Origin of the sequence: Nocardia sp. CDC159, from assembly GCF_023740735.1 — a bacterium.
GTDB classification, from domain to species: Bacteria; Actinomycetota; Actinomycetes; order Mycobacteriales; family Mycobacteriaceae; genus Nocardia; species Nocardia pulmonis.
In genome coordinates this window covers 1-20896 of sequence record NZ_JAMRXH010000002.1, presented here as the reverse complement: position 1 = coordinate 20896, position 20896 = coordinate 1, and the positions used below count along the sequence as shown (strand labels likewise).

Below are 20896 nucleotides of genomic sequence, written 5' to 3'. Positions count from 1 at the left end.
GGTGCCTTTCTCGGAATGCCACCGTCTTATGGAGGATCCATGTTCACCGGTTTGGCAAGAATTGTGGTATACCATCCATGGAAAGTCATCGCTGCCTGGGTGATAGCCGCTTTCGCGATTATCGCTTTTGCGCCGCCGTTCAGCGATGTTGTCAATCTTCAGCAGACCGATTTTCTACCCGAGAAATATGAATCGGTGCAGGCTCAGCGGCTCGCCCAGGACAAGTTCGTCGGCTCGCAGGATGCCACCGGCACCATCGTGGTGCGGCGGACCGACGGCGGTGCGTTGTCCGCGGACGACCAGGGCAGGGCGCAGGCCCTGGCCGACGCCCTCAACGCGGCGAGGATCGACCGCGTCGTCGGTGTGCAGACCGGCCCCCAGGCGCTGTCGGAGAACAGGAAGGTGCAGCTGCTCGGGGTGCAGTTCCGTGGTGTCGTCACCGACAAGGCGGTGCTCGACGCCGTGAAGTCGCTGCGCGCCGAGAGCGCGAAGGTCGTTGCCGACAGCGGCCTGACGACAGAGCTCACCGGCGACCCGGCATTGGTGGTCGACAATCAGGAGGCCTACGACAAGGCATTCATGATCGTGGGCTTCGTCACCGTCCTGCTGGTGATCGTGCTGCTGTTGCTGATCTATCGCAGCCCGATCGCGGCGCTGCTGCCGATCGTTTCCGTGGGTCTGGTGTCGGCCGTGGCGCCGGGCGCGATCGCACTGATGGCCAAGGCGGCGAATCTGCGGGTGGATCAGTCCCTGCAGGTCATGCTGACCGTGGTGCTGTTCGGTGTCGGCACCGACTACATCCTGTTCCTGCTGTTCCGGTACCGGGAACTGCTGCGTGACGGGATGGAGCCGAAGCGGGCGCTCGAGCTGGCGGTCCGGCGCGTTGCCGAGGTGATCACCTCGGCGGCCGCGGCGATCGTCGTCACGTTCCTGACGCTGCTCGCGGCGATCTTCGGATTGCTGCACGGCCTGGGCCCCGGGCTCGCGATGGCGGTCGGAATCATGGCAATCGCCGCGCTGACCCTGGTGCCCGGGATCGTCGCGCTGATCGGTCCGCGCGTGTTCTGGCCGTCGAAGTCCTGGCAGAAACAGCCGAAAGGCACCGTTTTCGCCAGGATCGGCGGATTCAGCGCGCGCAGGCCGGGCCTGGTGGCCGGCTCTGCCGCCGGTCTGCTGGTGGTGCTCGCGCTCGGAATGACCAGTTATAAGGTCGATTTCGACCAGTTCTCCCAGCTGCCCGGCGACACCGAATCGGCACACGGATTCCAGAACCTGCAGAAGGGGTTCCCCGCCGGTGCGCTCAGCCCCACCCTGGTCTATCTGAACTCGACAGACGGGGCGCCGATCGCAGCGGGCGAGATCGACCGGATCTCGGCCGAACTTCAGCAGGTGCCCGGGGTCGGCGGAATCATGCCGACGGCGACCGGCGCCGCGGGCCAGCCGTCCGCGGACGGCAAGACCGCTCAGATCAGCGTGTTGCTGAAGGACAATCCGTATTCCAACAGTGCCCTCGATGTCATTGCCCCGCTGCGCGATCGGGCCCATGCCCTCGCCCGGCCGGGCACCGAGATCCTGGTCGCCGGGCCGACCGCGATGTATGCCGACATCCGTTCGGCCAATGATCGCGACATCGGGGTGATCTTCCCGCTGACGGTCGTGCTGATCATCCTGATTCTGGCGGCGCTGCTGCGCAGCCTGGTGGCTCCGCTGTATCTGATGGTGGCGGTGTTGCTCAGCTTCTTCGCGACAATGGGCGCCACCGCATTTCTCGTCACCGAGGTGCAGGACAGATCGGGTGTCGGTTTCACCTTGCTGACCACGCTGTATCTATTCGTGGTGGCGATCGGCACCGACTACAACATTCTCATCGTCGCCCGGCTCCGCGAGGAGGCTCAGCGGGACAAGTCGCCCCGGGAGGCGGCGGCACTGGCCGTGAGCCATGGTGGCCCGTCGGTCGCTGCGGCGGGCCTGATTCTGGGCGGCACCTTCTCCGCACTACTGCTCGCCGGGGTCGCCTACCTGACGCAGCTCGGTTTCGCGGTGACGCTGGGTGTGGCACTGTCGGCATTCGTCATGTCGGTCCTGCTCGTACCCGCCCTGACCGCGCTCATCGGAAATGCCGCCTGGTGGCCAGGCTTGCGTCACCCGCAGCCCCGCGGTCGGGTTGCCCGATGGCGCGCCCGCGTCGACGCCTGACCGGGCACGCCACAATCGTTCGGCGCGAAGCGAAACGCTTCGCGCCGAACCTGTGCGAACTGCGCGCCGTGCACCAGGTCAGGGCGTTCGCTGTGGCATCGTGCTACCTCAACTCGCCGCGAGAGGGAGGCTCGGCCATGACACGTTTCAGCGGTCAGGCGGTTGTCATCACCGGGGGAGCCCGCGGTATGGGCGCCGCTCATGCGCGCGGCTTTCTCGACGAGGACGCCGCGGTCGTCATCACCGATGTTCTCGAGGCCGAGGGTCGGGCCTTGGCCGACCGGCTCGGCAAGCGCGCGCTGTTCATTCGGCACGATGTGACCAGCGAACAAGACTGGGAGAGGGTGATCACCGCCGCCGAGGACACCTTCGGCCCGGTATCGGTGCTGGTGAACAACGCCGGGATCATCGGCCGCGCGGCCCCGATCGAGGACAGTGATCCGGCCGACTGGACGAAGGTCGTCCAGATCAACCTGACCGGCACCTACCTCGGCATTCGTGCCGTGACCGACTCCATGCGTACCGCCGGAGGCGGGGCGATCGTGAACATTTCCTCGACGGCGGGCCTCGAGGCCGGCCCCCTTCTGCACAGCGCCTACGTCGCCAGCAAATGGGCGGTGCGAGGCCTGACCAAAATCGCGGCAAATGAGCTGGGCCGCTACGGCATTCGCGTCAATTCCGTGCATCCCGGCGGCATCGAAACCCCTTTGATCGGCGAATTCGCCGCCAACGCTGGCTCGGACGCGAACCGCCCCACCACATCCATACAAGCGCAGGCCATTCCCCGCATGGGCACACCCGAGGAGGTGACCCGCATGGTGCTGTTCGTTGCTTCGGACGCCAGCTACACAACCGGATCGGAGTTCCTCATCGACGGCGGAATCACCATCGCCCCGGCATTGACCCCGACAACCAACCGGTGAATTCCCTTTTCGGTTATGCGGTTCCGGCGTTTCGTATCGCGGCGGTCACCGCGACGGCATCGGCCCGCATTCCGGCGGCATTCGGATGCAGGGTAGCCGCGTCCGAGCCGGGTACCACCGGTTCGATCCAGCGAGTACCCGCGGGTTGGCAGGCGTCGTAGCCGACGCTGGGCGTGTAGGTGTCGACGAAGATGGCATTGTGCAGGTGCGCTTGATCGCGCAACACGGCATTGAGTTCTCTTTCGATGCCATCGATGTAGGCGGCATCGCCGTCGGTGATGGGCACCCGGGGGTAACAGCCACGGTTCGGCGGGAGGATGTCGGGATATCCGACGACGAAAACCTTTGCCGCAGGGGAGATCTGATGGATTCTGGCAATTGCCGCGCCGATGACCGGTGCGTCGGCGTGGATGTTGTCGACGAAGGTCGACCCGTAGGTGTCCTTGCACGGAGTGCCGGTGTGATTCACGCTGTCGGCGGCGAGGCAGGCCGCGACCACATCACGGAAGGTGTTGTTGTCGTTGCCGCCGATGCCCAGTGTCACGACTTTGGTCGTGCTGGTCAGCGCGGTGATCTGCGGAGGCTGATCGGGGAACTGCGCTGTGGTGGTGACGTTCTCGGTCTTGGCGCCTGTACAGCTGCGATCGTCCAGCCGCAGCCCGAGCGCGGACGCCACCAGGTGGGGGTAGTTCGCCGTCGATCTGGCGCAACCCGACGGAGCCGCCCGATCCACCGGCGCTACATTCGGCCCCGCCGTGTACGAGTCGCCCAGGGCCACATAACTGTCGCCGGCGGCGTCGGCGGTGGGCAGGGGAGACAGCACCGCCGCGGTGGCGGCGGCCAGAACGGCGGCCAGTGGCCACGGCGCACGAAACGTCCTCATCACAACTTTCCTCGAATGATCCTCCGCGGGAACCGGCAGCTGATCACCGCCGTACCGCTGGTCGACAACGGGTCGGCCATCGACCCGGGATTCCTATCACGCCAGGTCGGGGGCTTCCCCCACGTCGATGAAGCATCAGTAGCTCCGGATTAGCGGTAGTGCAAGATTCAATCTCCTTCGGTCGGCCTCGACGGCCTACCTGGTCCGCCTGCGATATACCGAGCCGTACCCGGCGGTCGTGGAACGACGGCCCTCGTCTCGGACTTCACCCCACGGTCATGAAAAGCCTTATCGTCGAACCACCGCGCGGCGACATGCGGCGAATATTCAGCTACTTTGAGACGATCGTCACGATCGGGTTCAGATAACGCGGCCCCTTCGCGCGCCGATCGATGTTTCTAATAGCTGCGGGTAGGCGTGGTTTCGCCGGCTTTGTGAAAATGCACAACTATTGCGTCCCTTTTGGCATCCCCGACTGCCGGACCTAAACCCCTTCCCCCTCGTCATGCCGATCAACCTGTAACCCGGCCGCGTTCGACGATTTCACGAGCAGAAAATTCCGCAGTGGGCGAGGCAACCGGAAATCACGTCCGGCGCCCTTGGAGATTACAGATCAGCCCGAGCTTCCGAACCGGGGTGGCCCGGGCACCGCGCTGAGGCCGGGCGCGCTCGTCGACCGACTCGGTGATCCCGGCGAGACCAATCCTGCTCGGCCGCAAAGCCATCGGCAGCGAACTCGGCGAACGCCACTGCCGTTCTGTGCCCCCGGCAGGAATCGAACCTGCGACCTACCCTTTAGGAGAGGGTTGCTCTATCCCCTGAGCTACGGAGGCGGGGCTGGGGCGGAGTTTACCTGGTCGGGGGTGGAAAGGTCGCATCAGGCGGGGGTGGGGGTGGATTCGTCGTAGTCGGTGGGGTTGAAGCGGCGGGTTTTCCAGCGGAACAGGGCGGTGGGGGCGGGCCAGTTGTTGGTGATGCGGCCGGAGGCGTTGCGGTACCAGCTGGAGCAGAAGTTCCAGGGCGTGTCCTTCAGGCGGCGCTGTAGCCAGTCGTCCCAGGACTGTTCGACGGTGGGGCGGGCGGCGATGGCGTGGCCGGGGCGGGTGGTGAGGTACTGGGCGGCCTGACGGATGTAGCGGGCCTGGGATTCGAGCATGTAGATGATGGAGCCGGAGCCGACGTTGGTGTTGGGGCCGTACATCAGGAACAGGTTGGGGAAGCCGGGGACCGACATGCCCAGGTAGGCGCGGGCGCCCTCGGGGGACCACTCGTCGGAGAGTTTCCGGCCGCCCAGGCCGTAGATGTTCATGGGGGCCAGGAATTCGGTGCCCTTGAAGCCGGTGCCGAAGATGATGACGTCGGCCTCGTGGGTCACGCCGTCGGCGGTGCGGATGCCCGCGGGGGTGATCGCCTCGATGGCGGTGGTCTCCACGGTCACGTTCGGCTGGGTGAGGGTGGGGAAGTAGTCGTTGGAGAACAGGCCGCGCTTGCAGCCCGCGGCGTAGTCGGGGGTGAGCTTGCGGCGCAGCCGCTCGTCGGGGACCTGTTTGGCGCGATGGCGGTCGGCCAGGGCGATCACCGGATACTTGATGACCGGCACGTCGGTCAGCGCGAGCGCCAGCACCTCGAAGGTCGCCCAGATCAGGAAGCGCTCGGCCAGCCGGGTCGGCGGGACGTATTTGAACAGGGCGTGGTGCAGCGGGCTGTATTCGGTATCGGGCTTGGGCAGCACCCAGGCCGCGGACCGCTGGAACAGCGTCAGATGTCCGGCCTGCGGCTGGATCCGCGGAATGTATTGGATGGCGCTGGCTCCCGTGCCGATACAGGCCACCCGCTTGCCGGTGAGATCGACGCCGTGATCCCATTCGGCCGAGTGGAACGATGGTCCGGTGAAGGTCTCCAGGCCGGGGAGGTTCGGCAGCGCCGGGCGGGAGAGCTGCCCGACGGCGGAGACGAGGATGTCGGCGGTCAGCGTCGCGCCGTCGGCCGTGCGTACCTGCCAGACGCCTTGGCGCGCATCGAATTCCGCGTCGGTGACCTCGGTGCCGAAGCGGATCTTGGCGGGTAGCCGGTGCTTCTCGGCCACCTTGCGCATGTACTCGTGGATGTCGCGCTGCTCGGAAAACCGCCGTGGCCAATCGGATTTCGGCTCGAACGACCACGAGTACAGCGGCGAGGGCACGTCGCAGGCCGCGCCCGGATAGGTGTTCTCCCGCCACACCCCGCCCAGATCCTCGGCCTTCTCGAGGATCGTGAAGCTGTCGATCCCGGCGCGCCGCAACTCCAGCGCCAGCCCGAGCCCGGCGAATCCGGCGCCGATGATGAGGATGGACGGTGTGTGACTCATGTAATAAGGGTAGGGCGGCCACCTGCGGGATCGAAGAGATCAGCGGACAGGAATCGAGATTTTCGGCCAGATTCACCCGGCCAGGCCGCGCGCGATGACCAGCCGCTGGATCTGATTGGTCCCCTCGAAGATCTGCATCACCTTGGCCTCGCGCATGTACCGCTCCACCGGGAAGTCCTGGGTGTAGCCGTACCCGCCGAAGACCTGTACCGCGTCCGTGGTCACCTTCATCGCCGCATCGGTGGCCACCAGCTTGGCCACGCTGGCCTGCCGCGAATACGGCAGTCCGGCGTCGCGGCGACGGGCGGCGTCGAGGTAGGTGGCGCGGGCGGAGTCGACGGCCGCGGCCATATCGGCCAGTACGAAGCCCAGGCCCTGATGGTCGATGATGTGCTTGCCGAACGCCTCTCGCTCGCGGGCGTAGGCCACCGCGTCGTCGAGGGCGCGCTGGGCCAGGCCGGTCGCGACGGCGGCGATGCCGAGCCGTCCGGAGTCCAGTGCGCTGAACGCGATTGAAAGCCCCTGCCCCGGTTCGCCGATCAGTCGCTCGGCGGAAATCGGGGCGTCGTCGTAGGCCGCCGTGGTGGTCGGCACGGCCCGCAGTCCCATCTTCGCCTCGGGCTTGCCGAACGACAGCCCCGCGGTATCGGCGGGCACCAGGAAGCACGACACCCCGCGCGAGCCCTCGCCCGTGCGCGCGAACAGGGTGTAGTAATCGGCCTTGCCGCCGTTGGTGATCCACGCCTTTGATCCGGTGATCCGGTACCCGTCCGCGGTCGCGACGGCCCGGCAGCGCAGCGCGGCCGCATCGGAACCGGCGTGCGGTTCGGACAGACTGTAGGCGCCGATCATGCTGCCGCCCAACATCTCCGGCAGCCAGCGCCGTCGCTGCTCGTCGGAGCCGAAGGCGAACAGCGGATGACACGACAGGCTGTGCACGCTGACCGCGACCGCGACCGCCGCCCAGCGCGCGGCCAACTCCTCGAGCACCTGCAGATACACCTCGTAGGGCTGCCCGCCGCCGCCGAACTCCTCCGGATACGGCAGGCTCAGCAGTCCGGCCGCGCCCAGCGCCCGGAACGCCTCCGCCGGATACCGCTCGCGCCGCTCGTACTCGACCACATGGGGCTCGAGCACCTTGTCGGCGATCTCGCGGGTCAGCTCGATCAGGTCGCGGGCCTCGGGTGTGGGCAGCATGCGATCGACGGGCATGGTCGTCCTTCCTGCGGGAGTTCTCCTCTCGCACTCTAGGGGGGCGGCGCGCGAAAACGCGCCGCGAACATGGCTGTTCGAGGTTGACTGGACAACCGTCCGGCTCGCCCCTAGTATTTCCCACTAACCATTTCCTCCAAATAGTCTGTCTCGGTGCGTATTTGGGGCTTCGGCGGTGCCGCAGGGGGTATCGCCGCGGGCGGGTAGCGCGCCGAGCGGTCTGTCGACCGCTCGTTCGTCGTCGGGTAACGACGGTCGGCAGGGTGGCCGCGCGCGACGTGTGTGGGGCTCGTCGCGCGCGGCCGCATCCTCCGCTTTACCGGAACCGGGGGTAACGGATTCGGCTATTCTCGCGGCATGTGTGACCCCGTTCACCGGTGAAGGAGTAGCGGTACCAATGTGGAGCACGATGCAGGACGAGCAGTTGTCGCTGGCGACACTGCTGCGATACGCGGCGACATTCCAGGGCGACAGTACGGTCGCCACGTGGACGGGCGACGGGGTCCGCACGATGACCTATCGCGAGCTGGGCGCGGATGCGGCCCGGCTGGCACATGCGCTGCGGGGGCTGGGGATCGGCGAGGGTGACCGGGTCGGCACCTTCATGTGGAACAACAACGAACATATGGTCGCCTACGCGGCGGTGCCCGCGATGGGCGCGGTGCTGCACGCGCTCAACATCCGGCTGTTTCCCGAGCAACTGGTCTACGTCGCCAACCACGCCGAGGACCGGGTGGTCCTCGTCGACGGCTCGCTGGTGCCGCTGTTCGCCCAGTACCTGCCGAATCTGAAGACCGTGCGCCACGTGCTCGTCGTCAACGGCGACCCCGCCGCCCTGTCCGCCCCCGACGGCGTGCAGGTGCACTCCTATGCGGAACTGCTTGCCGCGCAACCGGACAGCTACGACTTCCCGGTGATCGACGAACGCTCCGCCGCGGGCATGTGTTACACCTCCGGCACCACCGGCGATCCGAAAGGCGTTGTCTACTCCCATCGTTCGAACTGGCTGCACGCCATGCAGGTGATCGCGCCGAACAGTATGGGCTTCACCGAGCGCGACACCGTGCTGGCCATCGTGCCGTTGTTCCATGCCAACGCCTGGGGTCTGCCCTACGCCGCGATGATGTCGGGCGCGAATCTGCTGATGCCCGACCGCTTTCTGCAGCCCGGCCCGCTGCTGCAGATGATGGCGACGGTGCGGCCCACCTTCGCCGCCGCGGTGCCGACCATCTGGGGCGGCGTGCTGGCCGGGCTGGACGCCCAGCCGCAGGACATCTCGCATCTGCGCACGGTGGTGGTCGGCGGTTCGGCCGTCCCACCCGCGATGATGCGCGCCTTCCAGGACAAACACGGCGTGACGCTGCTGCACGCGTGGGGTATGACCGAGACCTCGCCGCTGGGCAGCGTGGCGCATGCGCCGAAAGCCGCCACCGGCGAGGAGGAGTGGGCCTACCGGTTCAGTCAGGGCCGGTTTCCCGCGGCCGTGCAGGCGCGGCTGGTCGGCGACGACGGCAAGGTCGTGCCCAACGACGGCGAATCGCTCGGCGAACTCGAGGTGCGCGGCCCGTGGATCACCGGCTCCTACTACTCGCCCGAGGGCGCGGTGGTGGACGCGGACAAGTTCCACGACGGCTGGCTGCGCACCGGCGATGTCGGCAAGATCAGCCCCAACGGCTTCCTCACCCTGGTCGACCGCTCCAAGGATGTGATCAAGTCCGGCGGCGAGTGGATCTCCTCGGTCGATCTGGAGAACGCGATCATGGGCCACCCGGCCGTGGCCGAGGCGTCGGTGATCGGCATCCCGGACGAGAAGTGGGACGAGCGGCCGCTGGTGGCGATCGTGCGCAAGGCGGGCGCCGCCGCCGAACCGGCCGAGCTGCGCGATTTCCTCGCCGACAAATTCGCCAAGTGGCAGCTGCCCGAGCACTGGACCTTCATCGAGGAGATCCCCAAGACCAGCGTGGGCAAATTCGACAAGAAGCGGCTGCGCGCGAGCCATGCCAGCGGCGAGCTGAAGGTGGTCACGCTGCCGCACGCGCAGTATTGACGCGATGCCAATATGTCGTACCCTGACCCCACCGGCATGTGTGCCGGGCACGAAGTGGTGCAGGGAAGGGATATGGGTATGACCGAGACGAACAGCGACGCCCCGGCGTACGCGGACATGGTGAACAGCGCGCTCGAGTTCACCATTCCGATCGCGCACAAGATGGGGGTGCGGGCGCTCGAGGTGCGGTCCGGTTACGCGGAGACGACCGTGCCGATCGAGGGCAACGGCAACCACTTCGGCGTCATGTACGCCGGGGTGCTGTTCACCGTCGCCGAGGTGCTCGGCGGGGCGATCCCGCTGGCCACCTTCGACGTCGCGAAGTACTACCCGCTGGTCAAGGATCTGCAGATCGCGTTCCGCAGGCCCGCCAAGACCGATGTGCGCGCCAGCGCGTCGCTGTCGGAGGAGGAGATCGCCCGCATCACCGCCGAGGCCGATGTCAAGGGCAAGGCCGATTTCACGTTGCACGCCACCGTCACCGACGCCGACGGTGTGGTGGTGGCCGAGACGACCGGCCTGTATCAGCTGCGCACGCACGGCAGCTAGCCACGCGGACCCGCGGCCGCCCCCGGTCGCGGGTCCGCGCACACCTGATGAGGAGCAACGGAGTTCGCCATGACCACGTCAATCCTCCGCACCCTGGGTATCCGCGCCTGGATCGAACTGGAATCGCTGCGCCTGTGCGTGGGCAGCGGTCTGGTGGGCATCGAATCGCCCCGGACACTGTTGTCGGCGGGTAGCGCGCTGCTGCGCTACGGCGCATTGCCCGCGACGCTGCGGCTTTCGGCCGCCCGCTACGGCGATCGGATCGCGCTCATCGACGAGTTGGGCGCGCTGACCTATCGCGAACTCGACGACCGGTCCAACCGGCTGGCCAACGAATGGCGCAAGCGCGGGCTGAAAGCCGGTGAGGGCGTGGCCATTCTGGCCCGCAACCATCGCGGGCTGCTGGACGCGGTCTTCGCCGCCGCCAAGTGCGGTACCCGAATCATTCTGCTCAACACCGACTTCGCGGGCCCGCAGCTGCACGACGTGGCCGCCCGCGAGGGGGTGGACCTGCTGGTCTACGACGAGGAGTACGAGCCCATCCTGGGCGACCTCAGCCCCCGCCGCGGCGCCTACCGGGCCTGGACCGACACCGCGCAGCCCAGCAGCCTGGAATCACTGATCGCCGCGGGCTCGGCCGCGCCGCCGCCATCGCCCGCGACCGGTGCGAAGGTGGTCCTGCTCACCAGCGGGACCACCGGCACGCCGAAGGGTGCCCCGCGCGCGGAGCCGCGCTCACTGGAGCCCATCGGCGCGGTGCTGAGCAAGGTGCCCTTCCGCACCCGCGAGGTGACCGAATGCCCCGCACCGCTGTTCCATACGCTCGGATTCGCGATGGCGCTGCTGGCCATCGGCTTCGGATCCACGCTGGTGATCCGGCGGCGCTTCGATCCGCAGCGGGTGCTCGACAGCATGGTCCGCCACCGCGCGACCGCGCTCATCGCGGTGCCGGTCATGCTGTCCCGCATCGCCGAACTGGGTCCGAAGGCGCTCGCCGGACGCGATGTGTCCGCGCTGCGCATCGTGTTCGTGGCCGGTTCGCAGCTGGGCGCGGATCTGTGCCGACGGGTGACCGAACTGTTCGGCCCCGTCGTCTACAACCTCTACGGCTCCACCGAGGTCGCCTACGCCACCATCGCGACCCCCGACGACCTTGCCGCCGAACCGGGTTGCGTGGGACGGCCGGTGCTCGGCGCGGTGGTCAAGATTTTGGACGAGCACGGTCGCGAGGTACCGCCGGGTGTCACCGGGCGTATCTTCGTGGCCAATGCCATTCAATTCGAGGGCTACACCGGCGGCGGCGACAAGGAGCGGATCGGCAAACTCATGTCGTCCGGCGATATCGGCCATTTCGATTCGGCCGGACGGCTTTTCATCGACGGCCGTGACGACGACATGATCGTTTCGGGCGGCGAGAACGTCTTTCCGGCCGAGATCGAGGAACTGCTGAATTCGCATCCGGGTATTCGGGAGGCGGCGGTGCTCGGCGTGCCGGACGACGAATTCGGCGCCCGGGTGGAGGCCTTCGTGGTCCGCGAGGATCCGGAGCTGGACGACGACGCGGTCAAGGCGCATGTGAAGGCCAATCTGGCTCGCTACAAGGTCCCGCGACGGGTGATCTTCCTCGCGGAGCTGCCCCGCAATCCCACCGGCAAGGTGCTCAAGCGGATGTTGCGGGAGTTGTGAGCCCGGCTTTGCTGTCATTTTGCGGATAACAAGATCTGGGAAATTTCTGTTCGGGAAATCTGGGTGTCGGACCAATATTTCGTGGTCCGAACCCCCGCGTGCCCGGCGTTCGCTGGACTATCCTGACGCTACGTGTGACAGGAAAGAGCTCCACCATGTCGGATCAAACCGCCTCCCGATTACCGACCACGATCGATACCACCGTCGCGCACGAGGCCCGGGTTTACGATTATTGGCTCGGTGGCCGGGACAATTACCCGGCCGATCGTGCGCTCGGCGATGCCATCGCCGCCCACATTCCCGCCATTCGCGAGATGGCCCGAGCCAACCGCGCCTTCCTCGGCCGCGCGGTGCGCTATGTGATCCGGGAGTTGGGGATCACCCAGTTCCTCGATATCGGTACCGGCATCCCGACCGCGGGTAACACCCATGAGGTTGCCCAGCAGCTCGACCCCGCGGCACGAGTCGTCTACGTGGACAACGATCCGATCGTGCTGGCGCACGCGCGGGCGCTGATGTCCGGAACACCGGAGGGCCGGACCGCGTTCATCCATGCCGATCTGCACGATCCGGACGGGATCCGGAACGAGCCGGCGCTCGCCCAGACGCTGGATCTCGACCGTCCGGTGGCCCTGATGATGGTCGCGGTGCTGATGTACTTCCGTGACGAGGACGATCCGCACGGCATCCTCGCCAAGTTACTGGCCGCGCTGCCGTCGGGCAGTTGTCTCGTAATCACCCACCCGACCGCCGATTTCGACCCGAAGGCGATGAAGAATGTGGTGATGGCCTCCGAACAGGCCGGGATCACCTTCTATCCGCGCAGCCGTACCGAGACCGAACGTCTTTTCGCCGGAACGCGAGTGGTCGACCCGGGGGTGGTCCCGGTGGTCACCTGGCGGCCCGATCTGGTAGACGAGGTCGACCACCGCGACGCACCCGATGCCGAATCGGCCTGGTATTGGGCGGGTGTCGGAATCAAGCCCTGAAAACGCCCGGCGCTCTGGTTGTCCGGTTCAGCGCGTCCTTCGCCGCGACGGACAGATCGCGCACCAGCTGACCGGCGGGCGCCTCGGTCGCCAGGGTATGAGTCTGGCCAGCCCAGAGGTTGACCGCGTCGGCGTTGCCGGAGGACCGGGCCGCCGAGCGCAGCGGGCTGGTGGCGTAGTGGATTTCGGGGTAGGCGACGGGTGCGTCGGGGTGGTCGAGGATGAACTGGTTGCGCAGGCCGCGCGCCCGGCGGCCGCTGAAGGCGCGGGTCAGCATGGTCGGGGTCTCGATGGGCAGGGCATCGCGGTGCAGGGCCGCGGTCCCCGCCTCGGGGCAGCGCAGGAACGCCGTGCCCAGCTGTGCGGCCGCCGCGCCCGCCACCAGCGCCGCCGCGATCGCGGCCCCGGTGGCGATGCCGCCGGTCGCCACGATCGGACGATCCACCGCGGCGGTGAGCAGTTGCAGCAGCGCGAGCACCGACAGCGGATCGGTGGCGTCGTCCTCGGGGCGGTCCACGAAGGTCGCTCGGTGCCCGCCCGCCTCGGCCCCCTGCGCCACGAGCACATCGGCCCCGGCCTCGATCGCGATGCGCGCCTCGGGCACCGAGGTTACCGTCACCCACACCTCCGATCCGGCGGCGTGCAGCCGCTGGATCTCGGCAGCCGCGGGGCAGCCGAAGGTGAACGACACCACCGGCACCGGATCGGCGGCGAGGCGGTCCAGCTTGGCGTCCCAATCGTCGTCGTCGAATTTCGGCTCACCGAGCGGGAATTGGCGGCCCACCTGCTCGAGGTAGGGGGCGAAGCGGTCGGGGGCGGTGGGCGCGCCCGGTGCGAAGAGGTTCACCCCGAACGGCGCGGCGGTCAGCTCGCGCGTCCGCGCGATGCGCTCCGCGAGGGCGTCGGCGCGGAGATATCCGGCCGCCAGGAATCCGAGGCCGCCTGCCTCGGAGACCGCCGCCGCGAGTTCGGGGGTGGAGGGTCCGCCGGCCATGGGGGCCAGCACGATCGGGGTCCGCAGCTCGTCGAGGATCACCGCATCAGTTTGACCCGTGTTACGGGTGTGGCGCTGCTGTGATCCCGGTCTCGAGCAGCGCTTTTCGGGCGGAAGGTTGCGGAAAGGTCACGACGGAGTACAGTTTCCGTCACAAGAGATGCCGAATCGTTACCCAACGCGAGTTTCGATCCGGCGGCCACCCAGTGATCGACGCTAGGACGAGCCTTGCCGCACCACCGTGAGACCTCCACTTCCGTATCAGTCTGGGATCTGCTCGGCGATGGTGCGGCCGCACGGCCGACCCGGCACCGGTCCCAGGCGCGCACCGGCGACCGGATGAAACTCGCGGCCAGCGCCGCGGTGGCGGCCGGTGCGCTGATCGGCACCGCCTCGCAGCTCGCGCACGCCGCGCCGCTGCTGCCCGGCGGCAACGACAACGAATCCGATCCGGTCACCCTCGAGGTCGCCTCCGAGCCCATCAAGGAGGCCAAGCAGACCGAGGCGAAGCAGTCGGGTCTGGCGCTGGTGGCCGAATCCGCCCCGGTGGCACCGGAACTCACCCCGGCCGCCGCGCCCGCACCGATCGCCGCGCCGTTCGGCCTGCAGAACCTGCCGCCGGAGGTCGCGGGCCCGCTCGCCCAGGCCGAGCAGGTCATCAAGAATCTGCAGCAGCAGGCGGCGCCCCCGGCCGCGGTGCGCCCGGTGGCCGGTGCGGTCAGCTCCGGATTCGGTTCCCGCTGGGGCGCTTTCCACTACGGCGTGGACTTCGCCGACTCGCTCGGCCAGCCCATTCACTCGGTGTCCAGCGGCACGGTCATCGAGGCCGGTCCGGCCGCGGGCTTCGGCCTGTGGGTGCGGGTCAAGCACGACGACGGCACCACCGGGGTGTACGGGCACGTCAACGACATCCTGACCCACGTCGGCAAGCGGGTGAACGCGGGCGATGTGATCGCGACCGTCGGCAACCGCGGCAATTCCACCGGACCGCATCTGCACCTGGAGATCTGGGACGCCAACGATGTCCGGATCGATCCCACGCCGTATCTGGCCAGCCGGGGCGTCCTGCTGCATCAGCAGTGGGGTCCGCAGGACTAGAGCCGAACGCCGGATCCGCCGCGTCCCACGCGTGGTGAACGGTGGCGGGGGTTGGTGGTTTGACAGGCTTGCACGAACTGTTCGATTCCGAATCGCTGGCGGCGCGCACATACGCGGCGCTGGTGCAGCATCCGAGGTCCGGCCTCGCGGAGCTGGCCGCTCATCTGGCGAGCCCGCCCGAGGCCGTCGCGGGCGCCCTGGAGGCCCTGTGCGAATTGCAGGCGGTGGTCCGGATCGAGGACGAGGGCATCGTCGTGTGGGACGCGCACGCACCGGAGGCGTTGTCGGAGGCCGAATCCCGGCGTCGGCAGGCCGAGACGGTGCGCATGCACGAGGCCGCTGCCCGGCTGGGCGAGACATTCCGCTCGGTGCGGCGTTCGGCGCGCGGTGACGGGACGATCGTGCCGATGTACGAAACCCGGGAAATGGTCGCCGAATTCGAGGACCTGCAGCGCAACGCCTGTAAGACCATCCGGGTGGTGGAGCGCGGTCCCTACGTCTGCGACGAGGAGAAGGCCGAGCGGCTGTTCGAGCTCAAGGCCGCGCGCATCGAGGCGGGTGTGCGCTATCAGCTGCTCTACCAGGACACCATCTATCAGGATCCGGACCGGCTGCGGCACGCGTTGGCCGTGACCGCGGCCGGGGCCCAGGCGCGCACGCTGCCGGATCCGCCGATCAAGGTCATCATCGCCGACGGTGAGCGGGCCAGCCTCATGCTGCACCACGACGAGCGCCGCGGCGATCCGATGGGTTTGCGCATCGGCCCGTCCCCGACACTGGATCTGCTCATCCGGACCTTCGATGTGCTGTGGTCGCTGGCCGCGCCCATCTCGGTCAATCCGAGTGAGCCGCTGGACGAGCGCGACCGGGCCATTCTCACGCTCATGGGCCTCGGCGCGACCGATGACACCATCGCCCGCAGGCTGGGCATGTCGCGCCGCACGGTCGTGCGCCGGACGGCCAGCCTGCTGGAGCGGCTGGGTGCGAGCACGCGCTTTCAGGCGGGCGTCCAGGCCATCCGGCGCGGCTGGTTGTGAGCCCCGGATTGGCGTAGTGATCAACTGTCCGATTAGCATCGGAACATACCGCGCGGCATCTCGCGAGATCCGCAGCCACGATCGGGGGTTGAGCTCGAGGGTCTGGGCGCGGGGGGAATTGTTACAGGCCTGAGAGGGTGGCAGTACACGCATGAACAGTGGTCGCCGCGCGCGCGGAGGGGGAGGGCGTCGCCGGTCGGGAACCGCGCGACTATGGCAGATCCTGAGCGCCGCAGTGGAATCGGCGGCCGATTCGGTCGCCATCCGGTTCAATCCGACGGGAAGTCCGGACGATCAGCGGGAACTCACCTATCGGGAGCTCGACGAGTCCTCGTCGCGGCTGGCCCGGGAGCTGATCGAGCGCGGGATCGGCGCCGGAGACGTCGTCGCCATCGGGATCGGCCGGTCGATCGAATCGGTGCTGTCGGTGTGGGCGATCGCCAAGACCGGTGCGGCCTATGTGCCGGTCGATCCGGCCTATCCGGCCGAGCGCATCGCCCATATGGTCACCGATTCCGGTGCGGTACTGGGTTTGACGACCGCCGCGCATCGCGCCGCCCTGGGCGACGGCGTCGAGTGGCTCGAGCTCGACGATCCGGTGGTGGCCGAGCGGGTCGCGGCCCGGGCGCCGCATCCGATCTCCTACACCGATCGGGCGCGCCCGCTGGACGAGCGGCATCCGGCCTATGTGATCTATACCTCCGGTTCGACCGGCCGTCCCAAGGGCGTGGTGGTCACCCATGCCGGGCTGGGGGCGCTGGTGGCCGCCGAGCGGGAGCGGTACGGCGTCGGCGGCGATTCGCGTGTGCTGCATGTCTGTTCGCCGAATTTCGATGTCTCGGTGCTGGAGTTGCTGCTGGCGTTCTCCTCGGGCGCGACGCTGGTGGTGTCGCCGCCGCGGGTGTTCGGCGGTTTCGAACTGGCGGATCTGCTACGCCGCGAACGAATCACGCACATGCTCATCACGCCCGGCGCGCTGGAGTCGGTGGATCCGACCGGGGTGACCGACCTCGAGGTCGTCGCCGTCATCGGCGACCGGTTCGGCCCCGAACTGGTCAACCGGTGGGCCCGCGACGGCCGGGCGTTCTACAACATCTACGGCCCGACCGAGGCCACCATCCTGGTCACCGCCAGTACCCCGTTGCGGCCGGGCGAGCCGATCACCATCGGTACCCCGATTCCGGGAGTCGGTGCGTTCGTCCTGGATTCGCGGCTGCGCCCGGTGCCCGCGGGCGTGGTCGGTGAGCTGTATCTGTCCGGTCCGGCGCTGGCCCAGGGGTATTTGAACCGTCCGAGCCTCACCGCGGACCGCTTCGTCGCCAGCCCGTTCGGGGCCGATACCGGTAATCCGGGAGCGCGGTTGTACCGGACCGGGGATCTCGTGCGGCGCACCGAGGCCGACGGGGTCATCGAATATCTGGGCCGGTCGGACTTCCAGGTGAAAGTGCGCGGTTTCCGCATCGAGCTGGGCGAGATCGACAACGCGCTGACCGCGCATCCGGATATCGACTTCGCCGCCACGCTGGGCCGGACGCTGCCCTCGGGTGCGACGGCGCTGGTGGCCTATGTGCTCCCGCGTGCCGGGACCGCGGTCGACACGGGTCGGCTGGTGGAGTTCCTGTCGGAATCGCTGCCGGTCTACATGATTCCGGCGGCGATCGTGGTGCTCGACGAGATTCCGCTGACCCCGATCGGGAAGCTGGATCGGGCGCGGTTGCCGGAACCGTCCTTTGCCGCACGGGAATTCCGTGCGCCCGCCACGCCGGTGGAGGAGACCGTCGCGGACGTGTTCGCCGCCCTGCTGGTGCCGAGTACTCCGGAGAATCCGGGCCGGGTGGGCGCGGACGACGACTTCTTCGAGCTGGGCGGCAATTCGCTGCTGGCCGCGCAGGCCGCGGCGCGTATCGGGTCGGCGCTGGATCTGCGGGTGCCGGTGCAGCTGCTGTTCGAGGCGTCGACGGTGTCCGCGCTGGCGCAGCGCCTGGAGCAGCTTGCGGGATCGAGCGGTCCGCGGCTGGCTCCGATGCCGCGGCCGGGGCGTATCCCGCTGTCGTACGCGCAGCAGCGGATGTGGTTCCTCAACCGGTTCGATCCGGATAGCGCGGTGAACAATATTCCCGTCGCCGTGCGGTTGAGCGGCCGGATGGATATCGGGGCGCTGCGGGCGGCGGTGCGGGATCTGGTGGAGCGGCACGAGGTGTTGCGCACCGTGTATCCCGAGCTCGATGGCGAGGGTTATCAGTTGGTGCTGGCGATCTCGGACGAGCGTGCGGTGCCGGAGATTCCGGTGGTCGATGCCACCGAGGACGAGGTGTTCGGCCTGGTGGCCGAGGCGGTGACGACCGGTTTCGATGTGACGGTCGCGCCGCCGGTGCGGTTGCGGGTGTTGCGGTTGTCGGAGACCGAGCATGTGCTGGTGTGCGTGGTGCATCACATTGCGGGTGACGGTTTTTCGATGGCCCCGCTGACTCGTGATCTGATGACCGCGTATCTCGGCCGCGCGGGCGGAGACGAGCCGCAGTGGCAACCGCTTCCGGTGCAGTACGCCGATTACGCGCTGTGGCAGCGGGAGACGCTGGGTTCGGAGGATGATCCGGAGTCGGTGCTGTCGCAGCAGATCGAGTTCTGGCGGCGTGAATTGGCGGCGCTGCCGGAGCAGTTGGATCTGCCGGCCGATCGTCCGCGTCCCGCGGTGGCCTCCCATCGGGGCGCGACGCTGGGCTTCGAGATCGACGCCGGTGTGCATACGGCTTTGAACCGGCTGGCGCATCAGCACAACTCGACGCTGTTCATGGTGGTCCACGCGGCGCTGGCGGTGCTGCTGGCTCGGCTGTCGGGCACGCGGGATATCGCCGTCGGGACCCCGGTGGCCGGGCGTGGCGCGGCCGAACTCGACGATCTGATCGGCATGTTCGTCAATACGCTCGTGCTGCGCACCGATGTCGATCCGGCGCTGCGGTTCGACGAGCTGCTGGCCGCGGTGCGTGGTTCCGATGTGGCGGCGTTCGGGCATGCGGATGTGCCGTTCGAGCGGTTGGTGGAGTTGCTGGATCCGGTGCGTTCGGCGGGGCGGCATCCGCTGTTCCAGGTGATGCTGACCTTCCAGAACCTCGCCCAGACCCACCTCGAGCTGCCGGGCCTGGCGGTGTCGGGGATCGATATGGCCCTGCCGCTGGCCAAATTCGACCTGCAGCTGACCTTGGCCGAGCGGACCGACGAGCACGGTGTGCCGCTCGGGATATCGGCGGCGTTCGGGTATGCCACCGATCTGTTCGACGAGGCGACGGTGCAGGACTTCGCCGATCGGTTCCGCCGGGTACTCGACGCGGTGGCCGCCGATGCGACCGCCGTCGTTGGCGACATCGACGTCCTGGCTCCGGGTGAGCGGGAACTGCTGCTGCGCGAATGGAATTCGCCGGGCGCTGCGGTTTCGGCGGTGACGCTGCCGGATCTGGTCGCCGCGCAGGCGGCGCAACGGCCGGACGCGGTCGCGATCCGATCCGGGGCGACCTCGATCACCTTCGGTGAGTTGCAGCGGCGGGCCAATCGGGTGGCGCGGGCGCTCATCGCCCGGGGGGTGGGACCGGAAACGCTGGTGGCGGTGGCCGTTCCGCGTTCCGAGGAGCTGCCGGTCGCGCTGTTGGGTGCGTTGGTGGCCGGTGCCGGATATCTGCCGATCGATATCACCTATCCGCGGCAGCGGCTGGAGTTCGTACTGGGTGATGCCGCTCCCGCGTGCATTCTCACCACCGCCGAGGCGCGGGAATCGCTGCCGGACACCGACATCCCGGTGCTGCTGCTGGACGAAACCGGCGCATACGCCGACGATCCGGTGGCCGACGCCAACCGGATCGCGCCGCTGCGGCCGCACAATCTGGCCTACGTCATCTACACCTCCGGCTCCACCGGCCTGCCCAAGGGTGTCGGTGTCACGCATCGGAACGTGGCGCGACTGCTGACCAATACCCGGTCGTTCTTCGAGTTCGACCACACCGATGTCTGGACGATGTTCCACTCGTTCGCCTTCGATTTCTCGGTGTGGGAGCTGTGGGGCGGGCTGGCCCATGGCGGCACGGTCGTGATGGTCGACTATCCGACCTCCCGGTCGCCGGAGGAGTTCCGGGAGTTGCTGATTCGGGAGCGGGTGACGGTGTTGAATCAGACGCCGTCGGCGTTCTATCAGTTGCTGGCCGCCGACCAGGTCGGTGCGTCTGCGGATTTCGCGTTGCGGCACATCGTGTTCGGTGGCGAGGCGCTGGATCTGCGCCGGGTGGCGGCCTGGCAGGCCGATCATCCCGAGACCCGTCTGGTGAATATGTACGGCATTACCGAGACCACGGTGCATGTGTCGTTCCTGGCGCTGGACGAGGGGCTGACCGAGGCCACGGCCAGTGTGATCGGTCGTGCGTTGCCTGGGTTGGAGACGTATGTGCTGGATGCTCGGTTGCATCCCGCGCCGGTGGGTGTGGCCGGTGAGATGTATGTTGCGGGTGAGCAGCTTTCGCGGGGGTATCTGGGTCGGCCCGCGCTGACGGCGACTCGGTTCGTGGCCAATCCGTATGGCGCGCCGGGTTCACGGATGTACCGATCCGGCGATGTCGGTCGCTGGGCCGGGTTCAACGGCGAGGCGAATCTCGAGTACGCCGGGCGTAGCGATCAGCAGGTGCAGTTGCGCGGGTTCCGCATCGAGCTCGGCGAGATCGAGGCGGCCCTGCTGCGCTGCACGGGTGTCGGCCAGGCAGCAGCCGTGGTGCGGCACGACGAGCGCATCGGTGATCGCCTGGTGGGTTATGTGGTGGCGGATCGGGACCCGGTGGCGCTGCGTGCCGAGGTGGGTGAGTTCCTGACCGGCTATATGGTGCCGGACGCGATCGTGGTGCTGGACGTGCTGCCGCTCACGCCGAACGGAAAACTGGATCGGAAGGCGTTGCCGGC

At 67.9% G+C, this 20896-nt stretch carries 13 protein-coding genes and 1 tRNA gene; 9 read left to right on the top strand and 5 right to left on the bottom strand.

Annotated features, from left to right (window positions below):
* The first annotated feature begins 15 nt into the window (after positions 1 to 15).
* Positions 16 to 2196, top strand: coding sequence for an MMPL family transporter (locus NDR87_RS03925; RefSeq protein ID WP_308212040.1), 2181 nt, complete (start codon positions 16 to 18; stop codon positions 2194 to 2196).
* Positions 2172 to 3119 carry a glucose 1-dehydrogenase gene (locus NDR87_RS03920; RefSeq protein ID WP_308212039.1) on the top strand — a complete coding sequence of 316 codons (948 nt, stop codon included), beginning with the start codon at positions 2172 to 2174 and terminating at the stop codon, positions 3117 to 3119. Before NDR87_RS03925 ends, NDR87_RS03920 begins: the two co-directional genes overlap by 25 nt.
* A 13-nt stretch (positions 3120 to 3132) precedes the next feature.
* On the opposite strand, the gene NDR87_RS03915 is transcribed toward NDR87_RS03920, so the two are convergent.
* The 4 genes from NDR87_RS03915 to NDR87_RS03900 all read right to left on the bottom strand — a co-directional run bounded on the left by NDR87_RS03915 (position 3133) and on the right by NDR87_RS03900 (position 7561).
* Complete coding sequence (locus NDR87_RS03915) at positions 3133 to 4002, bottom strand: SGNH/GDSL hydrolase family protein (protein WP_251910170.1); 870 nt, start codon at positions 4000 to 4002, stop codon at positions 3133 to 3135.
* A 760-nt stretch (positions 4003 to 4762) separates the two neighbouring features.
* A tRNA-Arg gene (locus NDR87_RS03910) sits at positions 4763 to 4835 on the bottom strand.
* 44 nt (positions 4836 to 4879) lie between these two features.
* Positions 4880 to 6349 carry an NAD(P)/FAD-dependent oxidoreductase gene (locus NDR87_RS03905; RefSeq protein ID WP_251910171.1) on the bottom strand — a complete coding sequence of 490 codons (1470 nt, stop codon included), beginning with the start codon at positions 6347 to 6349 and terminating at the stop codon, positions 4880 to 4882.
* A gap of 72 nt (positions 6350 to 6421) precedes the next feature.
* Positions 6422 to 7561: an acyl-CoA dehydrogenase family protein gene (locus tag NDR87_RS03900; protein ID WP_251910172.1), complete on the bottom strand. Its 1140-nt coding sequence runs from the start codon at positions 7559 to 7561 to the stop codon at positions 6422 to 6424.
* 397 nt (positions 7562 to 7958) lie between these two features.
* Between NDR87_RS03900 and NDR87_RS03895 the strand changes: the two genes are divergently transcribed.
* The 4 genes from NDR87_RS03895 (at position 7959) to NDR87_RS03880 (ending at position 12832) form a co-directional block, all read left to right on the top strand.
* Positions 7959 to 9608: a long-chain fatty acid--CoA ligase gene (locus NDR87_RS03895; RefSeq protein WP_251910173.1), complete on the top strand. Its 1650-nt coding sequence runs from the start codon at positions 7959 to 7961 to the stop codon at positions 9606 to 9608.
* A gap of 78 nt (positions 9609 to 9686) precedes the next feature.
* Positions 9687 to 10157, top strand: a complete 471-nt coding sequence (locus NDR87_RS03890) for a YiiD C-terminal domain-containing protein (RefSeq protein WP_251910174.1) — start codon at positions 9687 to 9689, stop codon at positions 10155 to 10157.
* A gap of 69 nt (positions 10158 to 10226) precedes the next feature.
* Positions 10227 to 11843, top strand: coding sequence for an acyl-CoA synthetase (locus NDR87_RS03885; RefSeq protein WP_251910175.1), 1617 nt, complete (start codon positions 10227 to 10229; stop codon positions 11841 to 11843).
* Between the two features lie 155 nt (positions 11844 to 11998).
* Positions 11999 to 12832, top strand: a complete 834-nt coding sequence (locus NDR87_RS03880) for an SAM-dependent methyltransferase (protein ID WP_251910176.1) — start codon at positions 11999 to 12001, stop codon at positions 12830 to 12832.
* Here NDR87_RS03880 and NDR87_RS03875 read toward each other — a convergent pair.
* Positions 12822 to 13868, bottom strand: coding sequence for a nitronate monooxygenase (locus tag NDR87_RS03875; protein ID WP_251910177.1), 1047 nt, complete (start codon positions 13866 to 13868; stop codon positions 12822 to 12824). The genes NDR87_RS03880 and NDR87_RS03875 overlap by 11 nt on opposite strands.
* 186 nt (positions 13869 to 14054) lie before the next feature.
* Here NDR87_RS03875 and NDR87_RS03870 point away from each other — a divergent pair, with 186 nt between their 5' ends.
* The 3 genes from NDR87_RS03870 to NDR87_RS03860 all read left to right on the top strand — a co-directional run.
* Entirely contained in the window at positions 14055 to 14924 is an 870-nt protein-coding gene (locus tag NDR87_RS03870) for a M23 family metallopeptidase (RefSeq protein WP_251910178.1), read from the top strand.
* A 59-nt stretch (positions 14925 to 14983) separates the two neighbouring features.
* Entirely contained in the window at positions 14984 to 15961 is a 978-nt protein-coding gene (locus NDR87_RS03865) for a LuxR C-terminal-related transcriptional regulator (protein ID WP_251910179.1), read from the top strand.
* Between the two features lie 235 nt (positions 15962 to 16196).
* Positions 16197 to 20896: amino acid adenylation domain-containing protein (locus NDR87_RS03860; protein ID WP_372494099.1), on the top strand; the 4700-nt coding region annotated here is incomplete at its 3' end.

Coding starts and splice junctions, on each gene's coding strand:
- NDR87_RS03915 (WP_251910170.1), bottom strand. CDS start 4,002: ATGAGGACGTTTCGTGCGCCGTGGCCACTGGCCGCCGTTCTGGCCGCC.
- NDR87_RS03900 (WP_251910172.1), bottom strand. CDS start 7,561: ATGCCCGTCGATCGCATGCTGCCCACACCCGAGGCCCGCGACCTGATC.
- NDR87_RS03895 (WP_251910173.1), top strand. CDS start 7,959: ATGTGGAGCACGATGCAGGACGAGCAGTTGTCGCTGGCGACACTGCTG.
- NDR87_RS03925 (WP_308212040.1), top strand. CDS start 16: ATGCCACCGTCTTATGGAGGATCCATGTTCACCGGTTTGGCAAGAATT.
- NDR87_RS03885 (WP_251910175.1), top strand. CDS start 10,227: ATGACCACGTCAATCCTCCGCACCCTGGGTATCCGCGCCTGGATCGAA.
- NDR87_RS03905 (WP_251910171.1), bottom strand. CDS start 6,349: ATGAGTCACACACCGTCCATCCTCATCATCGGCGCCGGATTCGCCGGG.
- NDR87_RS03920 (WP_308212039.1), top strand. CDS start 2,172: ATGGCGCGCCCGCGTCGACGCCTGACCGGGCACGCCACAATCGTTCGG.
- NDR87_RS03890 (WP_251910174.1), top strand. CDS start 9,687: ATGACCGAGACGAACAGCGACGCCCCGGCGTACGCGGACATGGTGAAC.
- NDR87_RS03880 (WP_251910176.1), top strand. CDS start 11,999: ATGTCGGATCAAACCGCCTCCCGATTACCGACCACGATCGATACCACC.